A 19,696-nucleotide genomic window follows, 5' to 3' on the forward strand; every position below is an offset into this window, starting at 1 on the left:
AGGCCAGACCTGAGATGAAAGGAAGTATTAGAAAATGGGAAATGAAGTACGCGTTCGCTATGCACCGAGTCCAACGGGACATTTGCATATAGGAAATGCCAGAACGGCTCTTTTTAATTATTTATTTGCCCGCAATCAAGGCGGAAAGTTTATTATTCGAGTAGAGGATACGGACCAAAAACGCAATATTGAGGGCGGAGAACAAAGCCAGCTGAATTATTTGAAGTGGCTTGGCATTGATTGGGACGAAAGTGTAGATATCGGCGGAGAATACGGCCCGTACCGTCAGTCTGAGCGTAACGATATCTACCGAGTCTATTATGAAGAGCTTCTTGAAAAAGGGCTTGCTTATAAATGTTTCTGTACGGAAGAAGAGCTTGAAAAAGAACGCGAAGAACAGATTGCCCGCGGCGAGATGCCCCGTTATTCAGGCAAGCACAGAAATCTGACTCAGGAAGAGCAGGATCAATTCCTTGCTGAAGGCAGAAAGCCGAGTATTCGGTTCCGTGTGCCGGAAGGAAAAATCATTGCCTTTAACGATATCGTAAAAGGAGAGATTTCTTTCGAATCAGACGGCATTGGTGATTTTGTCATTGTGAAAAAAGACGGAACACCGACGTATAACTTTGCTGTAGCGGTTGATGATTATTTGATGAAAATGACGCATGTGCTGCGCGGTGAAGACCATATTTCTAACACGCCGAAACAAATCATGATTTATCAAGCATTCGGATGGGATATTCCTGTGTTTGGCCACATGACGTTAATCGTGAATGAAAGCCGCAAAAAGCTCAGTAAACGCGATGAGTCCATCATTCAATTCATCGAGCAATATAAAGATTTAGGATACTTGCCAGAAGCGCTGTTTAACTTTATCGGCCTATTAGGCTGGTCTCCAGTAGGAGAAGAAGAGCTTTTTACAAAGGAACAGTTTATTGAAATTTTTGATGTGAATCGTTTATCAAAATCACCAGCATTGTTTGATATGCATAAACTAAAATGGGTCAACAACCAATATGTGAAAGAGCTGGATCTTGAGCAGGTCGTTGAACTGACGCTTCCGCATTTACAGAAGGCCGGTAAAGTCGGAACTGAACTTTCTCCGGAACAGCAGGAATGGATTCGCAAGCTGATTTCTTTATATCATGAGCAATTAAGCTTCGGCGCAGAAATTGTTGAGCTTACTGATTTGTTCTTTAAGGAAGATATCGAGTATAATCAAGAGGCGAAGACTGTTTTAGATGAAGAGCAGGTGCCGGAAGTGCTTAGTGTGTTCGCTGCGAAGCTGGAAGAGCTCGAGGAGTTTACACCGGATCATATTAAAGCCTCCATCAAAGCAGTGCAAAAAGAAACAGGACATAAAGGGAAAAAGTTATTTATGCCGATTCGTGTAGCGGTAACTGGCCAGACTCACGGCCCTGAGCTTCCGCAATCGATTGAGCTGATTGGAAGAGAAACCGTTATTAAACGTTTGAAAAATGCTTAATATATGAAATTGTTGACAGGGAAGAGTATAAAACGTTAGACCATCACAGAAAGGATCTTCATGGCTGAGAGAGATCCATGGTCGGGTTTTAGAAGTGCGCCCTTAAGACCTTTGAAGAACATTTTGCGAAAAATAAGTATTCAAAGGCGGATGCCGCCGTTATCGGTTAAAGTTGGGAGAACAGCGATCTGTTTTTCAAACAGAGTGGAACCGCGCGGTAAAAGCGTCTCTGTCATGTTGCATGCAGAGACGCTTTTTTTATTGCCTGAAAACAAAAAAAGACAGAAGGAAGCGGGTAGAACGGGGGGAAGCATGTGTTTTTTAAAATGCTTAAAGAAGACATTGATACAGTGTTTGACCAAGATCCGGCAGCAAGAAGCTATTTTGAAGTGATTTTAACTTATTCTGGTTTACATGCTATATGGGCGCATCGGATTGCACATGCTTTATATAAACGGAAATTTTATTTCCTTGCACGCCTTATTTCTCAGATCAGCAGATTTTTTACCGGCATTGAAATCCACCCCGGCGCGACGATAGGGAGAAGGTTCTTTATTGATCATGGTATGGGAGTTGTCATAGGCGAGACGTGCGAAATCGGCAACAATGTGACTGTCTTTCAAGGCGTCACTCTTGGGGGAACGGGGAAAGAAAAAGGGAAGAGGCATCCGACGATCAAGGATGATGCTTTAATAGCGACTGGAGCTAAGGTGCTCGGCTCGATTACAGTCGGAGAAGGTTCGAAAATAGGGGCTGGCTCCGTGGTGCTTCACAATGTTCCTGATTTTTCTACCGTTGTGGGGATACCTGGAAGAGTAGTTGTCCAAAATGGCCAAAAAATTAAACGTGACTTAAATCATCAGGATTTACCTGATCCGGTTTCTGACCGATTTAAGTCTTTAGAAAAGGAAATCTTACAGCTGAAAAGTGAACTTGAAGAAAGAAAAGAAAGGATAAACCAAAAATGACAATCACTCTTTATAATACGTTGACAAGACAAAAAGAAACGTTTGTTCCTCTCGAGGAGGGAAAGGTGAAAATGTATGTGTGCGGCCCGACCGTATACAACTATATTCACATCGGAAATGCCCGTCCCGCTATCGTGTATGATACGGTTCGCAACTATTTGGAATACAGAGGTTACGATGTGCAGTATGTCTCTAACTTCACGGATGTGGATGATAAATTAATCAGAGCGGCTGACGAACTCGGCGAGGATGTTCCGACTATTTCTGAACGTTTTATCAAGGCGTATTTTGGAGATGTCGGCGCCTTAGGCTGCAAGAAGGCCGATCTGCATCCGCGTGTAACAGAAAATATGGATGCCATTATTGATTTTGTTCAAGAACTGATAAAAAAAGGCTATGCTTATGAGTCCGATGGAGATGTTTATTTTAAAACGAGAGCATTTGAAGGATACGGAAAGCTTTCTCAGCAATCAATCGATGAACTGAGATCAGGTGCCCGCATCCGAGTAGGCGAGAAAAAAGAAGATGCCCTTGACTTTGCTCTATGGAAAGCGGCAAAAGACGGTGAAATTTCCTGGGATGCCCCGTGGGGAAAAGGCCGTCCGGGCTGGCACATCGAATGCTCCGCGATGGTAAAGAAATATCTTGGGGAGCAGATTGATATCCATGCGGGCGGACAGGATTTAACGTTCCCTCACCATGAAAATGAAATTGCACAATCTGAAGCTTTAACAGGCAAGACATTTGCAAAGTATTGGCTTCATAATGGCTATATTAATATTGACAATGAAAAAATGTCTAAGTCACTGGGGAACTTTGTTCTGGTGCATGACATTATTAAAAAACATGACCCGCAGCTGTTGAGATTCTTTATGCTTTCTGTGCATTACCGTCATCCGATTAACTACTCAGAAGAGCTTTTGGAAAATACAAAGAATGCCTTTAATCGTTTAAAAACGGCCTACAGCAACCTGCTTCATCGCTTGAACAGCAGCACGAACTTAACCGCTGATGATGACGAGTGGCTGAAAAAAATCGAAGAACACAGAACCGCTTTTGAAGAAGCGATGGATGATGACTTTAATACCGCAAACGCCATTTCAATTTTGTTTGAGTTAGCGAAGCATGCCAATTACTATTTGCAGGAAGATAATACTGCAGATAAAGTGATTAACGCCTTTATTGAGATGTTTGACAGAATCGCTTCTGTGCTGGGTCTTACAATGGGTGAGCAAGAACTTCTTGATCAAGATGTTGAGGAATTGATTGAGAAAAGAAATGAAGCGCGACGCAACCGTGATTTTGCTTTATCAGACCAAATCCGCGATCAGCTGAAAAGCATGAATATCATTCTTGAGGATACGGCTCAGGGAACTCGCTGGAAGCGGGGAGAGTAACGAATGCTTCAATTTGATCCAATAAAAGATTCAAAGCAGTTAAATGGGCTTGCACTTGCTTATATAGGTGATGCTATTTTTGAGGTTTACGTCAGGCATCACCTGCTTAAGCAGGGGTTTACAAAGCCTAATGATCTTCACAAAAAATCAAGCCGTATTGTATCTGCGAAATCTCAGGCCAATATCCTTTTCCATCTTCAAAATGAAACATTTTTTACGGAGGAAGAGGAGGCTGTGCTGAGAAGAGGCAGAAATGCTAAGTCGGGCACCACGCCTAAAAACACAGATGTTCAGACGTACCGTTATAGTACAGCATTTGAAGCCTTGATCGGACACCTTTTTCTTGAGAAAAAAGAAGAAAGACTGAATCAGCTGGTTGCTGAAGCTATACAATTCGGGACGTCAGGGAGGAAAACTAATGAGTCAGCAACATGATTACGTCATAGGAAAAAATGCAGTCATCGAGACGTTAAAATCAGATCGGGAACTGTACAAGCTATGGATGGCGGAAAACACCGTAAAGGGACAAGCACAGCAGGTGATTGAGCTTGCAAAAAAACAAGGCATCACGATTCAATATGTTCCGAGAAAAAAACTGGATCAAATGGTTTCCGGGCAGCACCAAGGAATTGTGGCACAAGTAGCCGCGTATGAGTATGCAGAATTAGACGATTTATATAAAAGAGCGGAAGAGAAAAACGAACAGCCTTTCTTTCTCGTGTTAGACGAGCTGGAGGACCCGCATAATCTCGGCTCCATCATGAGAACGGCTGATGCGGTAGGCGCTCATGGCATCGTCATCCCGAAACGCAGAGCCGTGGGACTGACAACGACGGTGGCGAAAGCTTCTACAGGAGCCATTGAGCATATTCCGGTTGTAAAAGTCACCAACCTGGCACGCACTTTGGAGGAAATGAAAGAGCGGGGAATCTGGGTTGTCGGAACGGATGCTTCTGCCCGTGAGGATTATCGCACAATGGACGGCACCATGCCTTTAGCCTTGGTCATCGGCAGTGAAGGAAAGGGAATGGGCCGGCTTGTCAAAGAAAAATGCGATTTTCTAATCAAACTCCCGATGGCGGGGAAAGTTACTTCTCTCAACGCCTCTGTAGCGGCCGGTCTTTTGATGTATGAGATCTATAGGAAACGAAGCCCGCTGGGAGAATAATGAAAAATGGATATCCTGTTAGTAGACGGATACAACATGATTGGAGCTTGGCCGCAGCTAAAGGATTTAAAAGCGAACAGTTTTGAAGAAGCAAGGGACGTATTGATTCAAAAGATGGCGGAATACCAATCATATACTGGGAATAGGGTGATTGTTGTTTTTGACGCCCATCTCGTAAAAGGTATTGAGAAGAAACGGACCAATCACAGAGTTGAAGTCATTTTCACAAAAGAAAATGAGACAGCTGATGAGCGGATTGAGAAGCTTGCCCAAGCGTTGAATAATATCGCGACTCAGATTCATGTTGCGACGTCTGATTATACCGAACAATGGGCGATTTTCGGACAAGGAGCGCTGCGAAAGTCCGCTCGGGAGCTGTTAAGAGAAGTCGAAACCATTGAAAGGCGAATTCAAAGGCGGGTCAGAAAGATTACTTCCGAAAAGCCGGTAGGTAAAATCGCCCTCTCAGAAGAAGTATTGAAAACGTTTGAAAAATGGCGGCGGGGCGACTTGGATTAGGTTGACGCTTTTTTGTCCAGTAATGTATAATATTTCTATCTACGTGCGCCGGGGGGATCGGAGTGAATCTACAGAACAACAAGGGGAAATTCAACAAAGAGCAGTTTTGCCAGTTGGAGGACGAGCAGGTCATTGAAAAGGTTCATGTTGGGGACAGTGATGCGTTAGATTACTTGATTACGAAATACCGTAATTTTGTTAGGGCAAAGGCCAGATCCTATTTTTTAATAGGCGCTGACAGAGAAGATATCGTGCAGGAAGGAATGATTGGCCTCTATAAGTCTATTCGTGACTTTAGAGAGGACAAGCTTACCTCTTTCAAAGCTTTTGCAGAATTATGTATTACCCGCCAAATTATTACCGCAATAAAGACAGCTACTCGCCAGAAACACATTCCTTTGAATTCCTATGTCTCTTTGGATAAACCGATTTTTGATGAAGAATCAGACCGGACACTGCTTGATGTGATTTCGGGAGCAAAAACACTGAACCCTGAGGAAATGATCATCAATCAAGAAGAATTTGATGATATTGAGATGAAAATGGGAGAATTGTTAAGTGATTTAGAGAGAAAAGTGCTTGTCCTTTATCTTGACGGAAGAAGTTACCAAGAGATCTCGGATGACTTAAACCGGCACGTAAAATCCATCGACAATGCTCTTCAGCGTGTGAAACGAAAGCTGGAGAAGTACTTGGAAATCCGTGAAATCAGTTTATGATAGGTATTTATGGTATATTGACAGTATTTTTCTGACTGTGATATGTTACTAAAATAAAGATCTAACGTCTATTTAGAAAAAGGTGTAATGACATGAGAAAAAAAATTACGTTGGCATGTAAGGCATGCGGAAACCGTAATTATACAACAATGAAAAGCTCTGCATCAGCAGCTGAGCGTTTAGAAGTTAAGAAATACTGCAGTTCTTGCAATTCACATACAGCTCATTTAGAAACAAAATAGTTTTTTTCGCTTTTTAAATTGTGGAGGTCTTTTACATGCGTATGATGAGTTTCTTTAAAGATGTAGGGAAAGAAATGAAAAAGGTAAGCTGGCCTAAAGGGAAAGAGTTAACGCGCTATACCATTACGGTTATATCAACAGTAATCTTTTTTGTTATCTTTTTTGCCCTCCTTGATACAGGAATTTCTCAATTAATTCGTTTAATAGTTGAATAATGGTCAGCAATACGTGCTATAATAGATCATAATATCACTTACCAAAAACCCGTTCAGCGGGTTTTTTCATTGTGTTGAAATTGAAAGTTGTCATAGGCTCGCAGCCTATTTTTTGCTTTAAGGCGTTACGTTTTATATTAAATATTTTTTGCGGGGAGGGAAGGACTGCACAAGTCCTGAATGAGAATGGAAAAGAATTGGTATGTTGTTCACACGTACTCTGGTTATGAGAACAAAGTAAAAGCCAACTTGGAAAAACGTGTTGAATCAATGGGGATGCAGGATAAAATTTTCCGTGTAGTCGTGCCTGAAGAAGAAGAGACCGATATCAAAAACGGTAAGAAAAAAGTTGTGAAAAAGAAAGTGTTCCCTGGTTACGTGCTTGTTGAAATCGTCATGACAGATGATTCTTGGTATGTCGTCCGGAATACGCCGGGAGTTACAGGCTTTGTCGGATCAGCGGGTTCAGGTTCAAAACCGACTGCGCTTCTGCCGGGTGAAGCTGAAACCATTCTGAAGAGAATGGGAATGGACGAGCGTAAAACGGAAATTGATTTTGAATTAAAAGAGACAGTGAAAGTCATAGACGGACCATTTGCCAACTTTACAGGATCAATTGAAGAAATTGATTATGATAAAAGCAAAGTTAAGGTGTTCGTTAATATGTTCGGCCGTGAAACGCCGGTTGAGCTGGAATTTACCCAGATCGACAAATTGTAATGTGAAAAAACTTGAAATTGCTATATAGAAATGATAATATAGCAAAGGTACGTCTTGGGTTTCCAAGGCAGCTAGCTTGATATTTCGTCATTCATATAAAGAATGAAACCTTGAGTGGGAGGGTTTACCCTATTACCACATCACGGACTTAAGGAGGTGTGTCTCGTGGCTAAAAAAGTAGTAAAAGTTGTAAAATTGCAAATTCCTGCTGGAAAAGCTAACCCAGCTCCGCCAGTTGGACCTGCACTAGGTCAAGCCGGTGTAAACATCATGGGATTCTGTAAGGAGTTTAACGCTCGTACAGCTGACCAAGCTGGTCTAATCATTCCTGTTGAAATTTCGGTTTACGAAGACCGTTCATTTACATTTATTACAAAAACTCCACCTGCTGCAGTATTGCTTAAAAAAGCGGCTGGAATTGAGTCTGGTTCTGGTGAACCAAACCGTAATAAAGTTGCAACCGTTAAGCGCGATAAAGTACGCGAAATCGCTGAAACGAAAATGCCTGACTTAAACGCAGCAGACGTTGAAGCGGCAATGCGCATGGTTGAAGGTACTGCCCGCAGTATGGGTATTGTAATCGAGGATTAATTTGTTTCTTGTTGGGTTGCGAGTTTTAACAAGTTCGCAACCCTTATTCGTGGGAGGTCATTCCGCTATAACCACATAAGGAGGAAATTTTAAAATGGCTAAAAAAGGTAAAAAGTACGTTGAAGCTGCTAAGCTTGTAGACCGTGCGAAAGCATACGGTGTAGCTGAAGCGGTGGAACTTACAAAAAAAACGAACACAGCTAAGTTTGACGCTACAGTTGAAGTAGCATTCCGTTTAGGGGTTGACCCTCGTAAAAACGACCAGCAAATCCGCGGTGCAGTAGTACTTCCAAATGGTACTGGTAAAACTCAACGCGTTCTTGTTTTCGCAAAAGGCGAAAAAGCAAAAGAAGCTGAAGCTGCTGGTGCAGATTACGTTGGCGATTCAGATTATATCACTAAAATTCAGCAAGGCTGGTTTGATTTTGATGTAATCGTGGCAACTCCTGATATGATGGGTGAAGTCGGTAAAATCGGACGTGTGCTTGGACCAAAAGGTCTTATGCCAAACCCTAAAACTGGAACTGTTACATTCGAAGTTGAAAAAGCGATCAATGAAATCAAAGCTGGTAAAGTTGAATACCGCGTTGATAAAGCTGGTAACATCCATGTTCCAATCGGTAAAGTTTCTTTTGAGGATGAAAAACTTGTTGAGAACTTCACAACAATGTATGACACTATCCTAAAAGCAAAACCTGCTGCGGCTAAAGGTGTTTACGTGAAAAACGTTGCTGTAACATCTACTATGGGCCCTGGAATCAAAGTGGACGCTTCTACTTTCAGCGTAAAATAAGTATTGACTTTAAAACAGCATTCTGATATTATTCAAAATGTTGTAAAATAAAATATGTCATTTATACCGCAGACAGTAGGGGCTTTACGGCTTAATATCCTACCGAGGTGTATATATATCACAGCTATTACGTTACGTACGCTTGTATATACAGCCTCCATGTCGAATGGAGGCTTTTTATATGTCATTCGTCGTTCAGAGTCGTGATCACCTAACGGTATAAGTGTTACACAACGAATCTACAGGAGGTGTAACCATGAGCAGCGCAATTGAAACAAAAAAAGTTGTTGTTGAAGAGATTGCTTCTAAACTTAAAGAAAGCAAATCAACGATCATCGTTGATTACCGCGGACTTAGCGTGGCTGAAGTAACTGAACTTCGTAAACAACTTCGTGAAGCTAACGTTGAGTTCAAAGTTTACAAAAACTCTATGACTCGCCGTGCGGTTGAACAAGTTGAACTTACTGGTTTGAATGATGTCTTAACTGGACCGAACGCTATTGCATTCAGTACAGAAGATGTTATCGCTCCGGCAAAAGTTATTAACGAATTTGCTAAAACCCACGAAGCTCTAGAAATCAAAGCTGGCGTAATCGAAGGAAACGTCTCTACGGTTGAAGAAGTGAAAGCTCTTGCTGAACTTCCATCACGCGACGGATTACTTTCTATGTTGCTTAGCGTTCTTCAAGCTCCAGTTCGTAACCTTGCACTTGCTACTAAAGCAGTGGCAGAACAAAAGGAAGAACAAGGCGCTTAATTTTATCTGTATCTAAATAAAACAAATGGAGGAATTACAAATGGCTTTAAATATCGAAGAAATCATTGCTTCCGTTAAAGAAGCAACTGTACTTGAATTGAACGACCTAGTAAAAGCAATCGAAGAAGAATTTGGCGTAACTGCTGCTGCTCCTGTAGCTGTAGCTGGCGGAGCTGCTGCTGGCGGAGCTGCTGAAGAGCAAAGCGAATTCGACCTTATCCTTTCTGGTGCAGGCGGACAAAAAATCAAAGTTATCAAAGTTGTACGTGAAATCACTGGTCTTGGCTTGAAAGAAGCTAAAGAACTTGTTGACAACACTCCAAAACCACTTAAAGAAGGTATTGCTAAAGAAGAAGCTGAAGAGCTTAAAGCTAAACTTGAAGAAGTTGGCGCTTCTGTAGAAGTTAAGTAATCTTCACTTGCCTGAAGGGGAAGCTCGCTTTTATAAGGCGGGCTTTTTCTTTGCTTTTCTTTAAGCAATTAAAATGAGGAGGTTCTAATGATGAGTGAACACTATTATTCAGAAAAACCTTCAGTTAAAAGCAACAAACAATCATGGTCTTTTAATTTGCGCAATAAAGACTTTACATTTACAAGCGACAGCGGAGTCTTTTCAAAAAAGGAAGTTGATTTTGGATCTCGTCTGCTGATTGAATCCTTTGAAGAACCGGAAGCCGAAGGTGATTTTTTAGATGTAGGTTGCGGTTATGGTCCAATCGGGCTTTCGCTTGCAAGTGATTTTAAAGACCGGACCATCCACATGATCGACGTTAACGAAAGAGCCGTAGAGCTATCAAATGAAAATGCAGAACACAACGGAATTGAGAATGTCCGTATTTATCAGAGTGATTTATTTTCAAATGTTGATTCTGCTCAAACATTTGCCTCTATTATAACTAATCCCCCAATCCGCGCCGGAAAAAAAGTTGTCCATGCCATCTTTGAAAAAAGCGCTGAACACCTAAGGCCTTCAGGTGATTTGTGGATCGTCATACAGAAAAAACAAGGCGGGCCTTCTGCCATTGATAAACTTAAGGAGCTTTTTGATGAAGTTTCCGTTGTTCAAAAAAAGAAAGGCTATTATATCATAAAAGCAAAAAAAGTTTGACTCGGTATTTTAGCTATGTTAATATTATAAAATGCCAATGTATATATTTTACTTGATATGATAAAATGTCATTCGCTATGTATAATTTATACAAGTATGGAAATGCTAATAAAATCGGTATTTGTTTTTGGATGTGGTTTTCTTAATTAGAAACCCTTTTTTCTTTTGTCTTGTAAAAGTATTCTCTTTTACTTGTATTTAAAAAGAAATACTTATTACACATATAATACGCATGATTTGAGGGGTGAATCAGTTGACAGGTCAACTAGTTCAGTATGGACGACACCGCCAGCGCAGAAGCTATGCTCGCATTAGCGAAGTGTTAGAATTACCAAATCTCATTGAAATTCAAACCTCTTCTTATCAGTGGTTTCTTGATGAGGGTCTTAGAGAGATGTTTCAAGACATATCGCCAATTGAGGATTTCACTGGTAACCTCTCTCTTGAGTTCATTGACTACAGTTTAGGAGATCCTAAGTATCCTGTAGAAGAATCAAAAGAACGTGATGTGACTTATTCAGCTCCGCTAAGAGTGAAGGTTCGTTTAATTAACAAAGAAACTGGAGAGGTAAAAGACCAAGATGTCTTCATGGGAGATTTCCCTATTATGACAGATACAGGTACTTTTATCATCAATGGTGCGGAACGTGTTATCGTATCTCAGCTTGTTCGGTCTCCAAGTGTATATTTCAGTGGTAAAGTAGACAAAAACGGTAAAAAAGGTTTTACCGCGACTGTCATTCCAAACCGTGGCGCATGGTTAGAATACGAAACTGATGCGAAAGATGTTGTTTATGTCCGCATTGATCGCACACGTAAGTTGCCGGTTACGGTTCTTTTGCGTGCTCTCGGCTTCGGCTCCGATCAAGAGATTACTGATCTTATTGGAGAAAACGAGTATTTGCGCAATACGCTTGATAAAGATAACACTGAAAACAGTGATAAAGCGCTTCTTGAAATCTACGAGCGCCTCCGTCCTGGAGAACCGCCTACAGTAGAAAACGCAAAAAGCTTGCTTGATTCCCGTTTCTTCGATCCGAAACGGTACGATCTTGCGAATGTAGGACGCTATAAAATTAATAAAAAACTTCATATCAAGAATCGCCTGTTTAACCAAAGACTTGCAGAAACACTTGTTGATCCTGAAACTGGTGAAATTCTTGCAGAAAAAGGACAGATTCTTGACAGAAGAACACTTGATAAAGTACTGCCATACTTAGAAAACGGAATCGGTTTTAGAAAACTGTATCCTAATGGCGGCGTTGTCGAAGATGAAGTGACGCTTCAGTCCATTAAAATCTTTGCTCCTACGGATGCCGAAGGAGAACAGACGATTAATGTGATCGGCAATGCGTACATTGAAGAGGCGATTAAAAACATTACGCCTGCTGATATTATTTCTTCTATCAGCTACTTCTTCAACTTGCTTCACGGAGTAGGCGACACAGATGATATCGACCATCTTGGGAACCGCCGTTTACGTTCTGTCGGTGAGCTTTTGCAAAACCAATTCCGTATCGGTCTAAGCAGAATGGAACGTGTCGTTCGTGAAAGAATGTCAATCCAGGATACGAATACTATCACTCCGCAGCAGCTTATCAATATTCGTCCTGTTATCGCGTCTATTAAAGAGTTCTTTGGAAGCTCTCAGCTTTCTCAGTTCATGGATCAGACGAACCCGCTTGCTGAATTAACGCACAAGCGCCGTCTGTCAGCTCTTGGACCTGGCGGATTGACACGTGAGCGTGCCGGAATGGAAGTACGTGACGTTCACTACTCCCACTATGGCCGTATGTGTCCGATTGAAACGCCTGAGGGCCCGAACATCGGTTTGATCAACTCATTATCATCATATGCGAAAGTGAATCGCTTTGGTTTTATTGAAACGCCATACCGCCGTGTCGACCCTGAAACAGGAAAAGTAACACCTAGAATTGACTACTTAACTGCTGATGAAGAAGATAACTATGTTGTCGCTCAAGCAAACGCGCGACTTGATGACGAGGGTTCTTTCGTAGATGACAGCATTGTAGCCCGTTTCAGAGGGGAGAACACCGTTGTTCCTAGAAACCGTGTGGATTACATGGATGTATCGCCTAAGCAGGTTGTATCTGCTGCGACTGCGTGTATCCCGTTCTTGGAAAACGATGACTCCAACCGTGCATTAATGGGAGCGAACATGCAACGTCAGGCTGTACCTCTTATGCAGCCGGAAGCGCCATTCGTCGGTACAGGGATGGAATATGTATCCGGGAAAGACTCCGGTGCTGCCGTCATCTGTAAACACCCTGGAATCGTTGAGCGCGTTGAAGCGAAAAACGTTTGGGTGCGCCGTTATGAAGATGTAGACGGTCAAAAAGTAAAAGGAAACCTGGATAAATACAGCTTGCTGAAATTTGTCCGCTCTAACCAAGGTACTTGCTATAACCAGCGTCCGATCGTAAGTGTCGGCGATGAAGTAGTAAAAGGAGAAATCCTTGCTGACGGTCCTTCTATGGAGTTAGGTGAACTTGCACTTGGCCGCAACGTCATGGTCGGCTTCATGACATGGGATGGCTATAACTATGAGGATGCCATCATTATGAGCGAACGTCTTGTGAAGGACGATGTTTATACATCTATTCACATTGAAGAATATGAATCAGAAGCACGTGATACAAAACTTGGACCGGAAGAAATCACTCGTGATATTCCGAACGTCGGGGAAGACGCGCTCCGCAATCTTGACGAACGCGGAATCATCCGTATCGGTGCTGAAGTGAATGACGGAGATCTTCTCGTAGGTAAAGTAACGCCAAAAGGTGTGACTGAACTTACAGCTGAAGAACGCCTGCTTCATGCCATCTTTGGTGAAAAAGCACGCGAGGTCCGTGACACGTCTCTTCGTGTGCCTCACGGCGGCGGCGGAATCATCCACGATGTGAAGGTCTTTAACCGTGAAGACGGTGACGAACTTCCTCCGGGTGTAAATCAGCTAGTACGTGTATATATCGTTCAGAAACGTAAAATTTCTGAAGGAGATAAAATGGCCGGTCGTCACGGTAACAAAGGTGTTATCTCTAAGATTCTTCCAGAAGAAGATATGCCTTACCTTCCTGACGGCACACCGATTGATATCATGCTTAACCCGCTTGGCGTACCATCACGTATGAACATCGGGCAAGTATTGGAGCTTCATATGGGAATGGCAGCTCGTTACCTAGGCATTCACATTGCTTCGCCGGTATTTGACGGAGCACGTGAAGAAGACGTGTGGGAAACACTTGAAGAAGCCGGAATGTCCAGAGATGCGAAGACTGTTCTTTACGACGGACGTACTGGAGAGCCGTTTGACAACCGTGTATCTGTCGGTATCATGTACATGATTAAACTGGCTCACATGGTTGACGATAAACTTCATGCACGCTCTACAGGTCCTTACTCACTTGTTACGCAACAGCCTCTTGGCGGTAAAGCTCAATTTGGCGGACAGCGTTTTGGTGAGATGGAGGTTTGGGCACTTGAAGCTTACGGTGCTGCTTACACTCTTCAAGAAATTCTTACTGTTAAGTCCGATGACGTGGTTGGCCGAGTGAAAACATACGAAGCCATCGTGAAAGGCGATAATGTTCCAGAACCAGGTGTTCCGGAATCATTCAAAGTATTAATTAAAGAACTTCAAAGCTTGGGTATGGATGTTAAAATCCTTTCCGGTGATGAAGAAGAGATAGAAATGAGAGATTTAGAAGACGACGAGGATGGCAAGCAAGCTGACGGTCTGGCTTTATCAAATGATGAAGAGCCGGAAGAAGCTGCTGCACCTGCAGACGTTGAACGTGATGTAGTAACAAAAGAATAGTCTCTAAGTTATAAAGGCAAGTGACATCGGTTAATCCGAAGATAAAAAGGGAGGTAGGCCCCTTGCTAGATGTGAACAATTTTGAGTATATGAACATCGGTCTTGCTTCACCGGATAAAATCCGTTCATGGTCTTTTGGTGAAGTGAAAAAGCCTGAAACGATAAACTATCGTACGTTAAAACCTGAAAAGGACGGCCTGTTTTGCGAACGCATTTTCGGACCGACTAAGGACTGGGAATGTCATTGCGGGAAGTACAAGCGAGTTCGTTATAAAGGCGTTGTTTGTGACCGTTGCGGAGTTGAAGTAACGAGGGCTAAAGTCCGTCGTGAGAGAATGGGGCATATTGAACTTGCTGCCCCTGTTTCTCACATTTGGTATTTCAAAGGAATCCCAAGCCGGATGGGACTTGTACTGGATATGTCACCGCGTGCATTGGAAGAAGTGATTTACTTTGCTTCTTACGTTGTTACAGACCCGGCAAACACACCGCTTGAAAAGAAACAGCTTTTATCTGAAAAGGAATACCGTGCGTATCTTGATAAATACGGCAGCAAATTCCAAGCGTCAATGGGTGCGGAAGCGATTAATAAGCTTCTTCAAGACATTGATCTGGTAAAAGAAGTGGACACGTTAAAAGAAGAGCTGAAAACATCTCAAGGACAGCGCCGTACGCGTGCGATCAAACGCCTTGAAGTATTGGAAGCCTTCCGTAACTCAGGAAACAAGCCTTCATGGATGATCCTTGACGTGCTTCCTGTTATCCCGCCTGAGCTTAGACCGATGGTTCAGCTTGATGGCGGACGTTTTGCGACGTCTGACTTGAACGACCTTTACCGTCGTGTTATCAACCGTAACAACCGTTTGAAACGTCTTTTGGATCTTGGTGCACCAAGCATCATCGTTCAAAACGAAAAACGTATGCTGCAAGAAGCTGTCGATGCTTTAATTGATAACGGACGCCGCGGACGCCCTGTTACCGGTCCTGGTAACAGACCGTTGAAATCTTTATCACATATGCTGAAAGGGAAACAAGGACGTTTCCGTCAAAACCTTCTTGGTAAACGTGTCGATTACTCCGGACGTTCTGTAATCGTCGTAGGTCCTCATTTGAAAATGTATCAATGCGGTCTGCCGAAGGAAATGGCGCTTGAACTCTTCAAACCTTTCGTCATGAAAGAGCTTGTCGAAAAAGGCCTTGCACATAATATTAAAAGCGCAAAACGTAAAATTGAGCGAGTACAGCCTGAAGTATGGGATGTATTAGAATCAGTCATTAAGGAGCATCCGGTTCTTTTAAACCGTGCACCTACGCTTCACAGACTCGGAATTCAGGCGTTCGAACCAACTCTTGTTGAAGGTCGCGCAATCCGTCTTCATCCGCTCGTATGTACAGCTTATAACGCTGACTTTGACGGAGACCAAATGGCGGTTCACGTTCCGTTATCTGCAGAAGCACAAGCTGAAGCTCGTATTCTTATGCTTGCTGCTCAAAACATCTTGAACCCTAAAGATGGTAAACCGGTTGTTACACCGTCTCAGGATATGGTATTAGGAAACTACTACTTAACTCTTGAGCGTGCTGGAGCTGTCGGTGAGGGTATGGTCTTTAAAAATACAGATGAGGCGCTTCTTGCTTATCAAAACGGATATGTTCATCTTCATACGAGAGTAGCTGTTGCAGCTAACTCACTTAAGAACGTGACATTTACCGATGAGCAGCGTTCAAAACTGTTAATTACAACTGTAGGAAAACTTATTTTCAATGAAATTCTTCCTGAATCATTCCCTTATATGAATGAACCTACGAAGAGCAATATTGAAGAAAAGACACCTGAGCGCTTCTTCTTAGAAAAAGGTGCCGATGTAAAAGCTGTGATCGAACAACAGCCTGTCAACGCACCGTTTAAGAAAGGCATTTTAGGTAAAATCATTGCGGAGATCTTTAAAAGATTCCACATTACCGAAACATCTAAAATGCTTGACCGTATGAAAAACCTTGGCTTCAGATATTCAACAAAAGCCGGTATTACAGTAGGGGTTTCCGATATCGTCGTTCTTGATGATAAACAAGAAATCCTTGAAGAAGCACAGGGCAAAGTTGACAATGTGTTGAAGCAGTTCAGACGTGGTTTGATTACGGAAGAAGAACGTTATGAACGAGTGATTTCAATTTGGAGTTCGGCTAAAGATGTAATCCAAGGTAAACTGATGCAATCATTAGATGAAGTCAACCCGATTTACATGATGAGTGACTCAGGTGCCCGTGGTAATGCATCTAACTTTACGCAACTTGCGGGTATGCGTGGTCTGATGGCCAACCCGGCTGGACGAATCATTGAATTACCGATCAAATCAAGTTTCCGTGAGGGTCTTACTGTATTGGAATACTTTATCTCTACTCACGGTGCACGTAAAGGTCTTGCTGATACAGCCTTGAAAACGGCTGACTCAGGTTACCTTACTCGTCGTCTTGTTGATGTTGCACAGGACGTTATAATCCGTGAAACAGATTGCGGAACTGACCGAGGTATTTTGGCTAAACCGCTTAGAGAAGGCACTGAAATTATCGAGCGCTTAGAAGAACGTCTTATCGGCCGTTTCTCTAGAAAACAAGTAAGACATCCTGAAACAGATGAAGTGCTTGTGAACGAAAACGAACTGATTGATGAAGATAAAGCTCTCGAAATTGTTGAATCTGGTATTGAAGAAGTTTGGATCCGTTCCGCGTTTACATGTAACACGCCTCATGGTGTGTGTAAACGATGCTACGGCCGAAATCTTGCTACAGGCACTGATGTTGAGGTTGGAGAAGCAGTCGGAATCATTGCTGCCCAATCTATCGGAGAGCCTGGTACACAGTTAACAATGCGTACCTTCCATACAGGCGGGGTTGCAGGAGACGATATTACACAAGGTCTTCCGCGTATCCAAGAGCTTTTCGAAGCGCGTCATCCTAAAGGTCAAGCGACAATTTCTGAAATTGACGGTAAAGTTGCCGAAATTAATGAAGTCCGTGATAAGCAGCAGGAAGTTGTGATTCAAGGTGCGGTTGAAACACGTTCGTATACGGCTCCTTATAATTCTCGCCTTAAAGTTACGGTTGGAGATGAAATTACTCGAGGCCAAGTTCTGACAGAAGGATCAATTGATCCGAAAGAACTTCTCAAAGTAACTGATATTACATCAGTTCAAGAGTATCTTCTTCATGAGGTTCAAAAGGTTTACCGTATGCAAGGTGTGGAAATCGGTGATAAACACGTAGAAGTAATGGTTCGCCAAATGCTTCGCAAAGTCCGTGTAATTGATGCCGGAGATACTGATGTACTTCCTGGCTCATTGCTTGATATTCACCAATTTACTGAAGCGAACAAAAAAGTATTGCTTAAAGGCGATCGTCCAGCTACTGGCCGTCCTGTCTTACTCGGTATTACAAAAGCTTCGCTTGAAACTGACTCATTCTTATCAGCTGCTTCCTTCCAGGAAACAACACGTGTCCTTACAGATGCAGCAATTAAAGGTAAGCGTGATGAACTTCTCGGCCTGAAAGAAAATGTTATCATCGGTAAACTTGTTCCGGCTGGTACAGGTATGATGAAATACCGAAAAGTACAGCCGATTTCAAAGGTACAGCCGACTGATGATATGGTGCCGGTTGAATAGAGTAGAAAAAACTGATGCTTGCTGTTTGAAGGGCTGTTTCGACAGCCTTTCAGCAGTATCATTAGTGAAATATGTCATTCTTTGAGAACATTGACACTAAAAATTGTCATGCGATGTTGACATCCTTCTCCTAGAGTGATAATATAACCAAGGTGCTCGAATTAAACCTGTTACTTTGGAGGATATGTTTATGTCTTATGATAAAGTATCGCAGGCCAAATCAATTATTATTGGTACGAAGCAAACAGTGAAAGCTCTAAAACGAGGTTCAGTAAAGGAAGTCGTCGTTGCAAAGGACGCTGATCCCATTCTTACGTCAAGCGTTATAAAGCTTGCGAAAGATCAAGGTATCGCAGTCTCTGTGGTTGAATCCATGAAAAAGCTCGGCAAAGCCTGCGGAATTGAGGTAGGAGCAGCAGCTGTTGCCATTATGTTATAACGTACTTGTTGTTTTTGCGTAAGATTTTTTCTTGTGTAAAGACATTGTTTTTTGCCTTTTGATGAACCACCTGGGTATGTGGGTTATAAAACATAATGAAGGGAGGAATTACAAAATGCCTACAATTAATCAGCTAATACGTAAAGGACGCGTGAGTAAAGTTGAAAACTCAAAGTCTCCTGCACTTAATAAAGGATACAACAGCTTTAAAAAAGAGCACACTAACGTATCTTCTCCACAAAAACGCGGGGTTTGTACTCGTGTCGGTACAATGACACCGAAAAAACCGAACTCAGCACTTCGTAAATATGCTCGTGTACGTCTAACTAACGGAATTGAGGTTACTGCTTACATTCCAGGTATCGGACACAACTTGCAAGAGCACAGTGTTGTACTTATCCGCGGCGGACGTGTAAAAGACTTACCAGGGGTACGTTACCACATCGTTCGTGGTGCGCTTGACACTGCTGGAGTTGAAAACCGTGCGCAAGGCCGTTCTAAATACGGAACTAAGCGTCCTAAAGCAAAATAATAAACGTTAAGAATTATAATAGATGAAGGGAGGATATTCAGATGCCACGTAAAGGTCCTGTAGCAAAAAGAGATGTTTTACCTGATCCGATTTACAACTCTAAGCTTGTATCTCGTCTTATCAATAAAATGATGATCGACGGTAAAAGAGGTAAATCTCAAACAATCCTATACAAGTCATTCGATATCATTAAAGAACGTACTGGCAATGATGCAATGGAGGTTTTCGAACAAGCATTGAAAAACATCATGCCTGTACTTGAAGTAAAAGCACGCCGTGTAGGTGGTGCGAACTACCAAGTGCCTGTAGAGGTTCGTCCAGAACGCCGTACAACTCTTGGGCTTCGCTGGTTAGTAAACTACGCTCGTCTTCGCGGAGAAAAAACGATGGAAGAGCGTTTAGCTAACGAAATCCTTGACGCAGCTAACAATACTGGTGCTGCTGTTAAGAAACGCGAAGATACTCATAAGATGGCTGAAGCAAACAAAGCGTTCGCTCACTATCGCTGGTAGAATATATAGTTTTAAAAATCATAATTTCCT

The 19,696-nt window shown here is 42.5% G+C and carries 20 protein-coding genes and 2 other annotated features; all 20 genes read left to right on the forward strand.

Annotated features, from left to right (window positions below; all coding sequences use genetic code 11):
• Window positions 1-34 precede the first annotated feature (34 nt).
• The 20 genes from gltX to rpsG all read left to right on the forward strand — a co-directional run bounded on the left by gltX (window position 35) and on the right by rpsG (window position 19,666).
• Entirely contained in the window at window positions 35-1,486 is a 1,452-nt protein-coding gene (gltX, locus tag AAHT65_RS07070; RefSeq protein WP_106048267.1) for a glutamate--tRNA ligase, read from the forward strand.
• Window positions 1,487-1,489: 3 nt separating this feature from the next.
• Window positions 1,490-1,720: a binding site (T-box leader), on the forward strand.
• Between the two features lie 80 nt (window positions 1,721-1,800).
• Window positions 1,801-2,454, forward strand: a complete 654-nt coding sequence (cysE, locus tag AAHT65_RS07075; protein WP_010787422.1) for a serine O-acetyltransferase — start codon at window positions 1,801-1,803, stop codon at window positions 2,452-2,454.
• The gene (gene cysS, locus AAHT65_RS07080) at window positions 2,451-3,851 is read left to right on the forward strand and encodes a cysteine--tRNA ligase (protein ID WP_343311217.1); all 1,401 of its coding nucleotides are present in this window, start codon (window positions 2,451-2,453) and stop codon (window positions 3,849-3,851) included. Before cysE ends, cysS begins: the two co-directional genes overlap by 4 nt.
• A gap of 3 nt (window positions 3,852-3,854) precedes the next feature.
• Complete coding sequence (locus tag AAHT65_RS07085; RefSeq protein ID WP_010787424.1) at window positions 3,855-4,286, forward strand: Mini-ribonuclease 3; 432 nt, start codon at window positions 3,855-3,857, stop codon at window positions 4,284-4,286.
• Window positions 4,270-5,019 carry a 23S rRNA (guanosine(2251)-2'-O)-methyltransferase RlmB gene (gene rlmB / locus AAHT65_RS07090; protein WP_003328306.1) on the forward strand — a complete coding sequence of 250 codons (750 nt, stop codon included), beginning with the start codon at window positions 4,270-4,272 and terminating at the stop codon, window positions 5,017-5,019. The genes AAHT65_RS07085 and rlmB overlap by 17 nt, the downstream gene beginning before the upstream one ends.
• 6 nt (window positions 5,020-5,025) lie before the next feature.
• A complete protein-coding gene (gene rae1, locus AAHT65_RS07095; protein ID WP_343311218.1) occupies window positions 5,026-5,538 on the forward strand; it encodes a ribosome-dependent mRNA decay endonuclease Rae1/YacP in 513 nt (170 codons plus the stop codon).
• A gap of 62 nt (window positions 5,539-5,600) precedes the next feature.
• On the forward strand, window positions 5,601-6,257 hold the full coding sequence (sigH, locus tag AAHT65_RS07100) for an RNA polymerase sporulation sigma factor SigH (protein WP_003328304.1): 657 nt from the start codon (window positions 5,601-5,603) through the stop codon (window positions 6,255-6,257).
• A gap of 92 nt (window positions 6,258-6,349) precedes the next feature.
• A complete protein-coding gene (rpmG, locus tag AAHT65_RS07105) occupies window positions 6,350-6,499 on the forward strand; it encodes a 50S ribosomal protein L33 (RefSeq protein WP_003328303.1) in 150 nt (49 codons plus the stop codon).
• A gap of 35 nt (window positions 6,500-6,534) precedes the next feature.
• A complete protein-coding gene (gene secE, locus AAHT65_RS07110) occupies window positions 6,535-6,714 on the forward strand; it encodes a preprotein translocase subunit SecE (RefSeq protein WP_003156422.1) in 180 nt (59 codons plus the stop codon).
• A gap of 186 nt (window positions 6,715-6,900) precedes the next feature.
• A complete protein-coding gene (gene nusG, locus AAHT65_RS07115) occupies window positions 6,901-7,434 on the forward strand; it encodes a transcription termination/antitermination protein NusG (protein WP_003328302.1) in 534 nt (177 codons plus the stop codon).
• A 165-nt stretch (window positions 7,435-7,599) separates the two neighbouring features.
• Window positions 7,600-8,025 carry a 50S ribosomal protein L11 gene (gene rplK, locus AAHT65_RS07120; RefSeq protein ID WP_003156430.1) on the forward strand — a complete coding sequence of 142 codons (426 nt, stop codon included), beginning with the start codon at window positions 7,600-7,602 and terminating at the stop codon, window positions 8,023-8,025.
• A gap of 94 nt (window positions 8,026-8,119) precedes the next feature.
• The gene (rplA, locus tag AAHT65_RS07125; protein WP_003328300.1) at window positions 8,120-8,818 is read left to right on the forward strand and encodes a 50S ribosomal protein L1; all 699 of its coding nucleotides are present in this window, start codon (window positions 8,120-8,122) and stop codon (window positions 8,816-8,818) included.
• 48 nt (window positions 8,819-8,866) lie between these two features.
• Window positions 8,867-9,007: a sequence feature (ribosomal protein L10 leader region), on the forward strand.
• 67 nt (window positions 9,008-9,074) lie between these two features.
• Complete coding sequence (rplJ, locus tag AAHT65_RS07130; protein ID WP_003328299.1) at window positions 9,075-9,575, forward strand: 50S ribosomal protein L10; 501 nt, start codon at window positions 9,075-9,077, stop codon at window positions 9,573-9,575.
• A gap of 40 nt (window positions 9,576-9,615) precedes the next feature.
• On the forward strand, window positions 9,616-9,987 hold the full coding sequence (rplL, locus tag AAHT65_RS07135) for a 50S ribosomal protein L7/L12 (RefSeq protein WP_003328298.1): 372 nt from the start codon (window positions 9,616-9,618) through the stop codon (window positions 9,985-9,987).
• A 90-nt stretch (window positions 9,988-10,077) separates the two neighbouring features.
• Window positions 10,078-10,683, forward strand: coding sequence for a class I SAM-dependent methyltransferase (locus AAHT65_RS07140; protein WP_003328297.1), 606 nt, complete (start codon window positions 10,078-10,080; stop codon window positions 10,681-10,683).
• A gap of 253 nt (window positions 10,684-10,936) precedes the next feature.
• Complete coding sequence (gene rpoB / locus AAHT65_RS07145; RefSeq protein ID WP_003328296.1) at window positions 10,937-14,521, forward strand: DNA-directed RNA polymerase subunit beta; 3,585 nt, start codon at window positions 10,937-10,939, stop codon at window positions 14,519-14,521.
• 62 nt (window positions 14,522-14,583) lie between these two features.
• Window positions 14,584-18,183: a DNA-directed RNA polymerase subunit beta' gene (gene rpoC, locus AAHT65_RS07150; RefSeq protein WP_003328295.1), complete on the forward strand. Its 3,600-nt coding sequence runs from the start codon at window positions 14,584-14,586 to the stop codon at window positions 18,181-18,183.
• A gap of 190 nt (window positions 18,184-18,373) precedes the next feature.
• Window positions 18,374-18,622, forward strand: a complete 249-nt coding sequence (locus tag AAHT65_RS07155; protein WP_003328294.1) for a 50S ribosomal protein L7ae-like protein — start codon at window positions 18,374-18,376, stop codon at window positions 18,620-18,622.
• Between the two features lie 115 nt (window positions 18,623-18,737).
• On the forward strand, window positions 18,738-19,154 hold the full coding sequence (rpsL, locus tag AAHT65_RS07160) for a 30S ribosomal protein S12 (RefSeq protein ID WP_003156445.1): 417 nt from the start codon (window positions 18,738-18,740) through the stop codon (window positions 19,152-19,154).
• Between the two features lie 41 nt (window positions 19,155-19,195).
• Entirely contained in the window at window positions 19,196-19,666 is a 471-nt protein-coding gene (rpsG, locus tag AAHT65_RS07165) for a 30S ribosomal protein S7 (RefSeq protein WP_003328293.1), read from the forward strand.
• Window positions 19,667-19,696 lie beyond the last annotated feature (30 nt).

Source organism: Bacillus atrophaeus, assembly GCF_039519175.1.
GTDB lineage: Bacteria > Bacillota > Bacilli > Bacillales > Bacillaceae > Bacillus > Bacillus atrophaeus.

Bases quoted from the DNA above. Each gene is read 5' to 3' on its own strand.
- rplA (WP_003328300.1), top strand. From the start codon at position 8,120: ATGGCTAAAAAAGGTAAAAAGTACGTTGAAGCTGCTAAGCTTGTAGAC.
- AAHT65_RS07155 (WP_003328294.1), top strand. From the start codon at position 18,374: ATGTCTTATGATAAAGTATCGCAGGCCAAATCAATTATTATTGGTACG.
- cysS (WP_343311217.1), top strand. From the start codon at position 2,451: ATGACAATCACTCTTTATAATACGTTGACAAGACAAAAAGAAACGTTT.
- rpmG (WP_003328303.1), top strand. From the start codon at position 6,350: ATGAGAAAAAAAATTACGTTGGCATGTAAGGCATGCGGAAACCGTAAT.
- AAHT65_RS07085 (WP_010787424.1), top strand. From the start codon at position 3,855: ATGCTTCAATTTGATCCAATAAAAGATTCAAAGCAGTTAAATGGGCTT.
- rae1 (WP_343311218.1), top strand. From the start codon at position 5,026: ATGGATATCCTGTTAGTAGACGGATACAACATGATTGGAGCTTGGCCG.
- gltX (WP_106048267.1), top strand. From the start codon at position 35: ATGGGAAATGAAGTACGCGTTCGCTATGCACCGAGTCCAACGGGACAT.
- nusG (WP_003328302.1), top strand. From the start codon at position 6,901: ATGGAAAAGAATTGGTATGTTGTTCACACGTACTCTGGTTATGAGAAC.
- rlmB (WP_003328306.1), top strand. From the start codon at position 4,270: ATGAGTCAGCAACATGATTACGTCATAGGAAAAAATGCAGTCATCGAG.
- rplL (WP_003328298.1), top strand. From the start codon at position 9,616: ATGGCTTTAAATATCGAAGAAATCATTGCTTCCGTTAAAGAAGCAACT.
- secE (WP_003156422.1), top strand. From the start codon at position 6,535: ATGCGTATGATGAGTTTCTTTAAAGATGTAGGGAAAGAAATGAAAAAG.
- rpsG (WP_003328293.1), top strand. From the start codon at position 19,196: ATGCCACGTAAAGGTCCTGTAGCAAAAAGAGATGTTTTACCTGATCCG.
- rpsL (WP_003156445.1), top strand. From the start codon at position 18,738: ATGCCTACAATTAATCAGCTAATACGTAAAGGACGCGTGAGTAAAGTT.
- AAHT65_RS07140 (WP_003328297.1), top strand. From the start codon at position 10,078: ATGAGTGAACACTATTATTCAGAAAAACCTTCAGTTAAAAGCAACAAA.
- rplJ (WP_003328299.1), top strand. From the start codon at position 9,075: ATGAGCAGCGCAATTGAAACAAAAAAAGTTGTTGTTGAAGAGATTGCT.